Here is a 231-nt window from a genome sequence, read left to right as displayed (position 1 = left end):
GGGAGCCAACCCATCTCAGGAGGAGGCTGACGAAGGTACCGATGAAGTCACAGAATCAGGCCTCGATCTTGTTTTAAATCAGCGACTGATAGAGACTGGATTCACGAAAGCCGACTACAAAAATTACCTCAAAACTTACACCAAGGCCTTGCAAGATAAATGGAAAGAAGTGGGTAAATCTGATTCAGAAATGGCTGAAGCTAAGACCAAGTTCACAGAGGCAGTGAAGAA

1 protein-coding gene is annotated in these 231 nt (G+C 45.0%); it reads left to right on the top strand.

Annotated elements, in window-relative coordinates; translation table 11 throughout:
• Positions 1-231, top strand: a 231-nt coding sequence (locus BB427_RS07435) for a hypothetical protein (protein WP_139119039.1), incomplete at both ends; no start/stop codon positions are given.

The organism is Pseudoalteromonas sp. BMB, assembly GCF_001709235.1.
Classification (GTDB): Bacteria; Pseudomonadota; Gammaproteobacteria; order Enterobacterales; family Alteromonadaceae; genus Pseudoalteromonas; species Pseudoalteromonas maricaloris.
The sequence above is the reverse complement of the archived record's forward strand: the minus strand, read 5'-3'. Positions and strand labels throughout refer to the sequence as shown.